This is a genomic window from Duganella callida, from assembly GCF_004614165.1.
Taxonomy (GTDB): domain Bacteria; phylum Pseudomonadota; class Gammaproteobacteria; order Burkholderiales; family Burkholderiaceae_D; genus Rugamonas; species Rugamonas callida.
This window is the reverse complement of the sequence record NZ_SPVG01000245.1, coordinates 38,038-48,542: the sequence shown is the minus strand read 5'-3', so window position 1 is coordinate 48,542 and position 10,505 is coordinate 38,038. Positions and strand designations below refer to the sequence as shown.

Annotated in this window: 13 protein-coding genes; 1 reads left to right on the top strand and 12 read right to left on the bottom strand. The window is 64.2% G+C overall.

Translation table 11 applies throughout. The features are described from left to right. Positions 1-49 precede the first annotated feature (49 nt). The 9 genes from E4L98_RS24970 to E4L98_RS24930 are packed head-to-tail and all read right to left on the bottom strand — an operon-like array spanning position 50 to position 7,352. On the bottom strand, positions 50-460 hold the full coding sequence (locus E4L98_RS24970) for a hypothetical protein (RefSeq protein ID WP_135204235.1): 411 nt from the start codon (positions 458-460) through the stop codon (positions 50-52). Beyond that, positions 457-1,236 (bottom strand): ATP-binding protein, encoded by a 780-nt coding sequence (locus tag E4L98_RS24965; protein ID WP_135204234.1) that lies wholly within the window; start codon positions 1,234-1,236, stop codon positions 457-459. The genes E4L98_RS24970 and E4L98_RS24965 overlap by 4 nt, the downstream gene beginning before the upstream one ends. Further along, on the bottom strand, positions 1,223-2,155 hold the full coding sequence (locus tag E4L98_RS24960; RefSeq protein ID WP_135204233.1) for a phage replication protein O: 933 nt from the start codon (positions 2,153-2,155) through the stop codon (positions 1,223-1,225). Before E4L98_RS24960 ends, E4L98_RS24965 begins: the two co-directional genes overlap by 14 nt. Then, a complete protein-coding gene (locus E4L98_RS24955; protein WP_135204232.1) occupies positions 2,148-2,564 on the bottom strand; it encodes a hypothetical protein in 417 nt (138 codons plus the stop codon). The genes E4L98_RS24960 and E4L98_RS24955 overlap by 8 nt, the downstream gene beginning before the upstream one ends. Then, positions 2,561-5,203, bottom strand: coding sequence for a DNA methyltransferase (locus E4L98_RS24950; protein ID WP_135204231.1), 2,643 nt, complete (start codon positions 5,201-5,203; stop codon positions 2,561-2,563). The genes E4L98_RS24955 and E4L98_RS24950 overlap by 4 nt, the downstream gene beginning before the upstream one ends. A gap of 31 nt (positions 5,204-5,234) precedes the next feature. Further along, on the bottom strand, positions 5,235-5,876 hold the full coding sequence (locus E4L98_RS24945; RefSeq protein ID WP_167761446.1) for a recombination protein NinG: 642 nt from the start codon (positions 5,874-5,876) through the stop codon (positions 5,235-5,237). Between the two features lie 38 nt (positions 5,877-5,914). Continuing rightward, complete coding sequence (locus tag E4L98_RS24940) at positions 5,915-6,316, bottom strand: hypothetical protein (protein WP_135204229.1); 402 nt, start codon at positions 6,314-6,316, stop codon at positions 5,915-5,917. Continuing rightward, a complete protein-coding gene (locus tag E4L98_RS24935) occupies positions 6,313-6,918 on the bottom strand; it encodes a hypothetical protein (protein WP_135204228.1) in 606 nt (201 codons plus the stop codon). Before E4L98_RS24935 ends, E4L98_RS24940 begins: the two co-directional genes overlap by 4 nt. Further along, entirely contained in the window at positions 6,915-7,352 is a 438-nt protein-coding gene (locus E4L98_RS24930; RefSeq protein ID WP_135204227.1) for a hypothetical protein, read from the bottom strand. Before E4L98_RS24930 ends, E4L98_RS24935 begins: the two co-directional genes overlap by 4 nt. Before the next feature lie 31 nt (positions 7,353-7,383). Here E4L98_RS24930 and E4L98_RS24925 point away from each other — a divergent pair, with 31 nt between their 5' ends. Beyond that, the gene (locus E4L98_RS24925; protein WP_135204226.1) at positions 7,384-7,584 is read left to right on the top strand and encodes a hypothetical protein; all 201 of its coding nucleotides are present in this window, start codon (positions 7,384-7,386) and stop codon (positions 7,582-7,584) included. An 8-nt stretch (positions 7,585-7,592) separates the two neighbouring features. On the opposite strand, the gene E4L98_RS24920 is transcribed toward E4L98_RS24925, so the two are convergent. Genes E4L98_RS24920 through E4L98_RS24910 form a run of 3 tightly spaced genes read right to left on the bottom strand, consistent with a single transcriptional unit; the run spans position 7,593 to position 10,422 of the window. Then, entirely contained in the window at positions 7,593-9,878 is a 2,286-nt protein-coding gene (locus E4L98_RS24920) for a DNA cytosine methyltransferase (RefSeq protein WP_135204225.1), read from the bottom strand. Then, a complete protein-coding gene (locus E4L98_RS24915) occupies positions 9,875-10,222 on the bottom strand; it encodes a hypothetical protein (RefSeq protein ID WP_135204224.1) in 348 nt (115 codons plus the stop codon). The genes E4L98_RS24920 and E4L98_RS24915 overlap by 4 nt, the downstream gene beginning before the upstream one ends. Further along, positions 10,219-10,422 (bottom strand): hypothetical protein, encoded by a 204-nt coding sequence (locus E4L98_RS24910; protein WP_135204223.1) that lies wholly within the window; start codon positions 10,420-10,422, stop codon positions 10,219-10,221. Before E4L98_RS24910 ends, E4L98_RS24915 begins: the two co-directional genes overlap by 4 nt. Positions 10,423-10,505 lie beyond the last annotated feature (83 nt).

Genomic DNA, 10,505 nt, shown 5'->3' with positions numbered 1-10,505 from the left:
GTTAACACAGGTATTTCCGTTGCGCTAGACTGTCGCTATGGCAACTGCGTCATGCACGCAACTGCTGCAGCGCCTTGGCATACGCCGCAGCGAGCGCGCCGACCTCAAGCCGCGGCAGCGCGCGGACGTAGAAGCCGATCGCGCGGCGGATCGCGAGGTATTCGCCGGTCGTCAGGTCCAGCAGTGCCGTGGGCCGCGCGCAGGCTTTGCCCAGCGCCATCCATGCCTCGACCGCCACGTCGTACAGCCGCCGATTGCCTTGCTGCGACCAGATCGCCGCGCTGGTCAGCAGGTGCTCCGTCAGCGTATTGGCCAGGCTAGCCGGCGCCGCGCCGCGCTTCGCGGCATCGAGGGCGATCAGCACCAGCAGCGCCGTCTTGTCGCCCTCCTCTTGGCCGACCAGCTGCTTGCCGGCCAGGAGCGCGAGCGGATTGAGCACGAAGCCATCGCGGCCGCTCACGAGACCACCTCGCGTCGCCCGCGGTACGACTCCCAATCGAACACCACCACCTTGCCGCCGCCCTCGCGCAGCCGGTCCACCGCGCGGGCGCCGAGGTACTTCTCGAGCTCGCCGATGGCCAGATTGCTGATGATGATCGTCGGCCGGCGCGACTCGTAGCGGCCGTTGATGATCTCGAACAGGATCAGCTTCTCGGCGTCGGTACCGAACTGCACGCCCACCTCGTCGAGGATCAGCAAGTCCGGTTCAACCAGGTCGCGCAGCGCCTCTGCCTCGGTGCGGCCGGCGCCCTTGCTGAAGGTCTCCTTCACCGACCGGACCGCGCGAATCACCGACGAGAACACGGCCTGGCCGCCCTGCTCCAGCACCTCGTGCGCGATGCCGACGGCCAGGTGGGTCTTGCCGGTACCGACGTCGCCGCAGAAGATCAGGCAGGCGCCAGACCGGCGTACGGCGCCGAAGTTGTCGGCATAGCGCTGCGCCACCTGCAGCGCCTGCGCCGCTTCGTGACAGGTCGGCTGGTACGTAGCTAGCCGCCGGTCAGCGAAGCGCTCAGGGATCGCCGCGCGCCCCAGGCGGGCGTCCCAAGCGCGCGCCGCCAACTGGCCGCGCCACGCCACCTGCGCCGCGGCGACCGCGGCCTTCTCGGCATCGTGGGTGCACTCGACGCAGGCCGACCAGTTCCCGCCGACCAGCATCGAAGTGTACTCGCCGTGCTGGGCACAAGTCTCCAGCAGCGCGCTGAAAAAGCGCTGACGACCTTCAGAACGAGCCATCGGGAGCAACACCTGCGCGGTAATCTTGCGTGGCGAAGTTGTCATGTTTTTGTCCTTTCTGCGGCGTGCCGCGTTTGATCGTCAGTTGGTCCCACTTCTCGCGCAGCTTGGCCGGCGAGAGGACGTTGGCGCGCCAGAAGCTGTCGCCCTGCGCCCAGTCGAACAGCTCGCAGATAGCCCGGTGTGTGCGCCCATCCCGCTCGCGCATCAGCCGCACCTCGTCCGCCCAGGTGGAGAAATTCGGCGGCTTGTGCTCCGGGTTGCTCGCCAGGATGCGGCCGAAGAGCCAGCGTGCGCAGGTTTCATCCTCTGGCGTGCCGCGGCGTTTCTGCCGACGCTCGGTCGATCCGTCCTCGCGACATTCCGAGGTGAGCGGCGCCGCGGCGGCGGTTTTCGCCGACGTGTTGTTTTTCTCCTGTTCTTGTTCCTGTTCTTGTTCTTGGCTTGGTAGGGGCTTCGAAGGGGCTTGCAAGGGGCTTGTGCTTTCAACCTCAGGAACGCGGCGATTTGTCATGTGAAAAACCTTCGCGTAGCGCTCGTAAAACGCTGAAAGGAAAGGGTTTTCCGGCACTGAATCGTACTCGCGCTGGACACCCTTGCAGCGGTTGTCCTTGAGCTCCAGCTGCTCGCCAATCTGGTACAGCGCCATTTCGGTTACCCACACGACCTCGCTGGCCTCGTCGTAACTGCAAAACCCTACTTCACAGGCCCATTGGAGCCCCTTACTAGCCCCTTCCAAGCCAAGGCCGGTATCGACGGCGATGTAAGCTTTGTTCAGGTAGTACAGGCCGAGCATATTGGCGTGCTGGCAGGTCATCAGATACATGCCGACGATGACCGCCTCGCTGCCCTTTGCCTTCAATGCCTTGCCCGTGCGACCATTCCAAAATTGCGGGCCAACCTTCGAATAATCACGCATGCGCGCCCCCGGCGGCGCCGAACATCGCCACGACCAGCGGATCGCGCTTCACCCGCAGCTTGCGCGCGCGGCCGAGCGCCTTGTACCTGTCGTGGCGCTCTGGGTCAGCGTAGATGCGCGCCTTGTGCGCGGCCTGGCGTTCCCGCTGTGTGAGATTGGCTGGCCGTTGCGCATCTGGACGCGCGCCCAGCCGGTAGACCGGGAGGCGCGTTGCGCGGCCCTGCTGCCGTACTGCCCACGAGGCGATGTAGATCGCACCGGCAGCATGCAGCTCAGCCAAATAGCGCGCCAGGTGCGCGCGACACAATCCAATCTCCAGTGCGATGTCGTCTACCGTCTGGGCGCGCTCGGTCAGCGCCGCAGTGATCTGGGTGATGCGGTAAGCAGTTAATGAATTTTTAATATTCATTTTTCGTTCTCCACATCCAGCGCGGCCAGATCGAACAGCGTCGGCATGCTCACCTCGCGCTCCGCTAGCTGCAGGTAGTGCACCTGGTCGCGGAAATAGCTGGTGTTCAGTTCCGAGCCGGCGCCGCGGCGGCCGAGCTTGACCGCCCGCACGCCGACCGTGCCTAGGCCGTGGAACGGGTCGTAGACCGTCTCGCCGGGGTTGGTGTAGCGGTTGATCAGGCGGTCCACGATGTCAATCTGGAATGGGCACACATGGTTCTCAACGGCGCGCGCCGACTGATCACCATTCAGCGTCTTCATGCGCACGATGTCGTGCCAGACCATCGGATCGTGGCTGCCGGGCGCCAAGCTCATGAAAGTGGCCGGTAGGGTCTTCTCGGCCAACATGCGCTCGCCGACGGCGACGTGGAACTCGTAGTCGTAGACGTTCTGCAGCGAGGACTCGGTGAAGTACTTCGCCAGCTTGCCCGGGCCGTAGCTGGCCATCTCCGCAGCGCCGACCAGGCGGTCGCCGCTTGAGCGCCAGAAGGCGTGCGCGTCCACCTGCCAGCGCGCGACGCTGTAGCCGGTACCAGGGATCGGTGGGAGTTTCCGATCGAACGGCACGGCCGCACCCTGCTCGTCCATGCACAGCGGCTTCGCCTTGGTCGCCGGCGTGTCGGCATAGCTCTTGCTGCGGTCGGTCTGCGGCTTGTGGAACAGCAGCACGTATTCGGGCATGCCCACACCCATCTTCGTGCCGTCCTTGCACACTTCGGAGTAGCCCAGGCGGTAGGTCTGGTTGTTCTCGCGCACCACGTCGGTGACAATGGTGATCATGCCCATGTAGTCGAAGCCATGCCGGCGCGCGTGGAAGATCGCCTCGGCGTGAAACGGGCTGACGGTCGGCACGCCGGCGCCGGTCACGTTGCCGAACAGGATCCGGTCCTTCACGTGGCAGGCATAGATGCGGCCCGGCTGCAAGATGCGCAGCAGCTGCGGCGTCAGGAAGTCCATCTGGCGCCAGAATTGATCATTGTCGACGGTGTGACCGAAGTCGTTATAGCTCGGCGAGTACTCATATTGGTTTCCGAATGGAATCGACGTCAGGATCATGCCCATCGAGTTGTCCGGCTGCTGCAGCGCCTCCAGCACGCAGTCGTTGTTCGCGACGCGGAAGTGCTCACCCTCGGCCACCTGGCGCTCGACACCGATGGTCCTGGCCAGCGTATCCTGCATCTGCAGCTGGTCCAGGCCGTAGGTGCGGATGATCTCACCCATGGTGGCGACCGAGTCGTCGTGCAGGCGCCACTTCTCCATCAGCGTCGCCAGCACCGCGCGCTCGACCTCGGTGTGAATCAGGTGCACGCTGCAGGTGCCCTGCTGGCCGAACCTCAGGATCCGGTGCACGGCCTGGATGAAGTCCGCAAACTTGAAGCCGATGCCGGCGAAGATCATCAGCTGGCACTGCTGCAGGTTCGGGCCGGCGCCGTACATCACCGGCTTGGACAGGAAGATGTCGCGGCGCCGCTCGCGCCAGTCGTCCATCAGCTCCTCACGCAGATCTTGATCTTGGCTCCCGTCCAGCGACGCAACGCTCCAGCCTTCCGCGGCAATCGCGCGCTCCAGCGCCCGCTGCTCGTCGTTCAGGTCGCACCAGACGATGGCCTGGGCGCCGGCCGGCCGCGCGCGCAGCAACTGGACCACCTTAGCGACGCGGTCAGCCAGGCTTTCGCGCTTCTCGCCGGCCGCCGCCGACAGGCCCATGGCGACATTGGGGATCAGAAGACCCTGGCCGTTCTTCTCGTTACCGGCGGCCTGATAGTTGCTTGGTAACTCGTGCACCTGCAGGTTCAGCGGCGGCAGCACGTAGCCCTCGTCCGAGTGCCCCAGGTCGCTGGGCTTTTGCAGGTACAGTGCCCAGCTGGCCACCCAGAGCCAGAACTCCCGTTCCTTGTGGGGGTAAAGCGTCAGGTTGCCGGCCTTCTCGCTGTCGCGCTGGAAGAAGCGGGTCAGCGCCTGGCCGGTGTCCATGACGCCCAGGAAGCCGGCGTAGTGGATCAGCTCCTTCAGGCGGTTCGGGCTCGGCGTCGCCGTGTACACGAACTTGAATTCGGCGTGCGCGAAGATGTCCAAGAACTCCTGAAAGGTTTTGCTGCCGTAGCTGCGCAGCACGGCCGCCTCGTCCAGCGCCACGGCGCCGAACAGCGATGGATCGATCTTACCGTCGCGCACCGGCTCGTAGTTGGTCACGTAGATCACGTCGTCGCGGTCGACCTCGGCCGAAGTCTTAATGAATTTCAGCTCGACGGCGTACTCGCCGGTAAAGCGCTGGCGCACCTCGCGCGCGAACTCCTGGCGCACGCCCAGCGGCATGATGATCAGGCGGCGCAAGCCCGGCCGGTTGGCGCCGATCAGGCGCATCACTTCCAGGTTGGTTGCGGTCTTGTGCAGGCCGAACGATGCAAAGATGGCGCGCTGCCCACCGGAGAGTGCCCAGCGCGCGATGTCACGGGTATGTGGCTTGAGATGTGGGTTGATCTGGTACAGCGGCACGTCGAAGCCGCAGCGCGGCGCCAACTTGATCTTCTCGCGAAGGAATTCGTGGTACTGCGCGGCCACCAGGCTCTGCTGTTCTTCGAGGCTAAATGCGCTCATAGATTCTCCATTGCATAGTTTTGGACGGCCGTCACGCGGCGGCCGCTTTCAGTTTTTTCAGTTCTTGCTTGTAGTGCGCGGTCATGGCGATCAGCTGGTCGACCGTATAGTGGCGAGGCTCGTGGTCGGCTTCCAGCGCCTCAACGGCGGCCAGGCCTATGCGCGCGACGACGCCGGCGCGGAACGACGCCGCCGTGGTGCCCCCGGGCCTGTTGCAGCCCTTCATCTGCTTGAAGACGTTGCGCACGTCGAAGCGCAGGTGCGGGTGGCTGCCGCGTGAGAGGTAGTGGCCGGCGTCCCATTCGCCGCCCGTGAGCGACTGGCTGGACGGCCAGCGTCCGCAGCAGATGCAAGGTTCGTTCCGGTCACGGAACCGCACCCAGGCGTTAAATGCCGTCTGGCAGTCGGCCACGTGGTCGGCCTTGCGCTTAAACTTGGCCAGCTTCTGCTGGCGGTCCTTGCGCTCGGCGGCGGCCTGAGCCTGTTTCTGCTTTGCCAGCTTTGCCATGGCCAGCACCGCGCCGCACTCTGGTGAGCACCAGGTGACAAACGGCGCCGGCCGCACGAATTCGGCGCGGCAAGTGCGCACGGCGCACTTGTGCTTCTTCTCGCGCGCGACGATCTTGTTGACCTCGCGGCCTTCGACTCGCTCGAGGCGATTGAATCCATTCACCTTCATTAACGCCTTGCGCGGTGGCATTCGGGACCGTTTCATTGCGCCACGCCTTTATTCCATAGCAAAAAGCTATCAACAAAAATGATGTGTTGCGTGATAATATTTACAACTACTTGCGAGGGCGTGGCATGTCTTACACTGTTCAGGAGAACTACCGGGGCTGGGAAATCACCATCCGATGCAGCCACATTTCGAGCAAGGTCGGTCACCCATCGAGATATACCGCCGTGGCGGAAGCTGAGCTCGAACCAGCGGAAGATCCGAGCGCCTGGGTTGATCCGCGGATGCAGGTGCTTACGACCGGCGGCCGCAGCTTCCCTAGCGGCGACGAATGCATCGGGCTTCTGCTCAGCGAGGCTAAGCAGTTGATTGACGCCTTGCGCCGATAGCACAACCATTGAGGTCTCGTCGAGCTTGAGGGGTGTGCGGCGCATCATAGAAAGCACATCCCGCTCTCGCAAGAGCCAGCCTCTCGGCCAAACAGCACTTCTTGAGCATCACTGAAGTCCACCTGGTCAATAGGGACGGGCTGGTCTGTCAGCCAAGCGTGGGCATCCAAGCGGCGCAACTCCCGATCAAACTGCACGACTTTCGGCCAATCACGCGGGTCGTTTTTAATCTCGCGCCACTCCCGCATGTGGTGGTTGGGGCACATCCAGCACGAGGAACTTGGCGGCGTCGGCCACCCCATTCCCTCAACGATGGCAATAGCGTTGCTGCGAGATAGCCCAAGGCGAATCAGAGGAAAGCCGACCTGCCACTTTCCTTTATTTTTTGAGGCGCCCTGCGCCCTGAGTGCGCGGCCCATTTCGTCCGTGCTGTAACCAATCCAGTTGGTAGCCGCCTTCACGCCAGCAAGCGTGGCTGCGGTCCAGCCATCTTCAAGCTTGTGGACGATGGACACGGCCAGGCCGCGCTGAATCAGACTGTCGCGGCCGGATTTGCTCGGCTCCTCGCCGTGCTGTAATGGGCCGCGCTCGATCAGCGCTATCAGGGTGTCGATTTCGGCACCGGTGAGTTCGAGTGCATCGCGCGTCATGGCCGCGCTCCCAGCGACAGTGCCACCCGCGTGCGCTTCGCATCCAGGCCGGCCAGCCGGCAGCCGACCTCCGTCGCGTGGAAGTATTGCAGTTGGAGCAGCACGGCGCCGGCGCGCGCGAAGCCGGCCGCCACCAGGCGCTCCATAGCAGCGCGATCGCGGCGGTTGACCAGGTAGTGGTTGCGGTAGCCCCAGCGCACGCGCGGCCAGTGCGGCGTGGCGCCGAGCATGAACAGCAGCAGGTCGGCGTCGCCGGGTTCGAGCGTGGCGACGCGGTCGGCCAGCTGGCAGGCGTGGCATTTGCCGTGCTGGACCAGTACCTTGGCCGGCGCCGCCTTGCCGCAGGTGCAGCGCTTTGGCACCAGGTTGGGTGCGGGCTTTTCATTGCTGATGGCGCGGTGCTGGCGCTCCGCGCGGCTTAGATCGTAGATCATGCTATGCTGCCTCTTTGTGATTGGATTTTTAATGTCCGATAACGCTTTTCAATATAAAGGCCATCGCGTGGAAATTTCCGTTTCCGTTGATTCAAAGGGTAATTGGCGCTGGTCTTTTACCGTCGACGGACTCGATTACACAGAGATGTGTGATCGCCCGATTCCCGGATACGAGCTCGCGCTGATGGAGGCTGCCCAAGAAGCAAAGCAGCGCATCGATGCGAAGAAATAGGCGATTTCTCACGCCGCCACCAAGCCCATCTCACGCTCGTGCGTGAAGTTGGCGCGAATCAGCGCTTCCGACAACGGCGGGCAAACGCTGTTTCCGCACATGCGTACCTGGGCTGATTTCGTCAGCGGCACGCGCGGCAGCAGCAGCGGGTCGCCGTCGGCCTGGTGGCCGTCCTTGAACAGTAGCTCCGGGTCAGGAATCTCGCGGATCACATAGTCGGCCGGGAAACCCTGCGCGCGATACAACTCGGCCGGCTCCAGCATGCGCAGGCCGATGTCGACGATCTGGTAGTCCACACCCTGGATGGTGACGAGGCCGTATCGGTCCTTGGTGGTGACCGTGTGCAGCGGCTCCTCCAGGCGCGGATCCTGGTCGGTGCCGTAGTACTTCAACAGAAACGCGCGCACCTCGGCGTGGTGCTGGCCGCCGGCGCCAATAGTGTGCAAGGACTCGTCCATGCTAGCTGTAGTGCTGGTGCCGCGCAGCTTCACGAGGCTGCTGGTCACGATACCGCCGGCGGCGCCGCTCGCGGTCACGGTGTTCAGCGGCTGCTCCACATCGCGAATACCATGGCTGAAGCGCTTTCCGCCAGCCTGCCCCTCGCCGTGCCCCATGTGGATCAGGTTTGCCGTCACGATGCCCATCGCGTGCGCGCACCCAGCCGGATTTTCCTTCGGACCAGCGGTGATCGTCGGCAGAGGCTCGGCCATGTCGCTCCCGGTGGCGCCGGTGCGGAACTTGGTAATGTGCGCGACCGCGAGCGCCTGGTTGCCCGCTGCGGTGATAGTGGGTACCGGCGCGTCGACTTCAGCACCAGGGTGGCCGGTCGTATTGGTCATGACGAATGGCGCCAGTTCGGCGGTGACGACTGCGGTATCTCCCTTTGCGGTGATGGTTGCAGCCGGCTCGTTCGCGCCGCGCGGGCGGCTCTCACCGGCGCGGCCGCCGACGCCCACCAGGGTCGCGGACACGGCGCTAAAGTGGCCGCCCTTCACTTGGGCGCAGATGGTGCGCAGCGGCTCGTCCGCCGGCATCACGCGCTGATTGTGCGCATTGGCGTGCTCATTCAGAAATGCCGTGACCAATGCGGCCTTGTTCGCGCTCACCACCGTACCGGGCGGCTTCTCGACGTCGAGTGCGCGCGGCGCCTGGCCGGCGCGTTCACCGTAGCCCACTTGCACCATGGTGGCGGTAGCCAGCGCCTTCTCCCCGCGCTGCGCGCCGGTGATCGTGCGGAACGGCTCGTGCACGGATTCGTTCCGCTCGCCGCCTTGGTGCGTCAACGGCACGATGCTGGGCACGACCACGGCGCGGTGGTTCTCTGTGGTTAGGGTGCCGAACGGCTGCTCCGCCGACACCGGTTTGCCAGAGTAGATCGGGCCACCCTGCCCCACGATGAACGGCGACGCCGACTCCACCACGTAGCGCATGATGCCCTTGGCGATGCGCCGCATCGTGGCCTCGGCCAGCGGGCGCTTGCGCTCAAAGATCGATGGGCAAGGAATCGACCAGTCGATGCACTCGGCGGCTGTTCGCCACGGTGCTAACTTGCCTGCGATGACGGCCGCCGACGTCGGCGCGCCATTTGTAGCTTCCGGCCACCGAATTGGCAGTCCGTCGCGGCGCGCGATCATGAACAGACGTTTGCGGATCGTTGGCGTGCCGTAGTCACAGGCGCGCAGTTCGCGAAACTCTACAATATAGCCGAGGCCCTTCACCAAGGCTTCGCGCGGCACGCTCTCGCCCAGCACTTCGCAGATTTCTTCCAGATCGGGATGGTCAGCCGGAATGCCGGTCGACAGTGCTGCCTTGAACGCCTCGAACAGGCGCCCGCGGAATTCGGGATCGGGATACATGTTGCCGTCGGCGCCGACCTTCAGCGGCCCCCAGGTCCTAAACTCTTCAACATTTTCGAGCAGGATGGCGCGCGGCTTGGTCAGGTAGCCCCAGCGCAATCCTACCCATGCGAGGCCACGGATGTTCTTGTTGACCGGCGTGCCGCCCTTGGCCTTGCTAAAGTGTTTGCAGTCCGGCGACAGCCAGACCAGCGCCACCGGCTGGTTGTTGGTTACCTTGATTGGATCGACGTCCCATACGCTCTCGCACAGGTGCTTCGTGTGCGGGTGGTTGATGGCATGCATCGCCAGCGCTTCGGGATCGTGGTTGATGGCGATGTCGACCGGCCGACCGAACGCCGCTTCGAGGCCGGTGCTAGTGCCGCCACCGCCAGCGAAGTTGTCGATGATAAGTTCGTGCCCCAGCGGCAGTTCGAAGGTGCAGGCGTCGCGCTTCATGCCCGCGCCCCTTCCTTCGGCCGGCGTGTGATGAACACGGTGGTCGGGTGGTGCTCTCCGCGGAACGCCGGGCCCGCGACCTGGCCGACGTACGGAGGTGGCGCCGGCGGCACGATGCCGAATGCTTCGCGCGCCTCGTCGGTAAGCGAGTACATGATGCCGTGCTGCTGGGCGTGGCCGCCGATCATGGTGGCGAAGATCGGGCGCAGACGCGATTCGACACCTGGTTGCTCGATGTCGAAGCCGGCGCGCTCGCAGACCTGATAGAAGGTGCCCGGGCCTTGCTGCAGGGCGATCAGCAGCGCGTAGGAGCGCGTTTCCTTGCGTGGAAGCGCGCGCGTCATGGCTGCCCCGCAGGTGCGTTCAGGTCAACCGTCATGCGCAGCTTACGGCGCGCGCGGTACTCGGCGGCCCCGGTGGTGGCGCTCTTCTCGGCGATGTGATCACGGTCCTTTTCGCGCCATTCGCGCGCGGCGAGCGTGATGTTGCCCTCCGGCGTGCCAGGGTGGTCTGGCGCCGGTCCTTGCTGTAAAATTGTGGACATGTGTTTCCTCTGCTATATGGTCAGGCCGCGCTGCAACGTGGCCTTTTATTTGCATTACCTAACCGTAATTTTTCCCGCTTCAG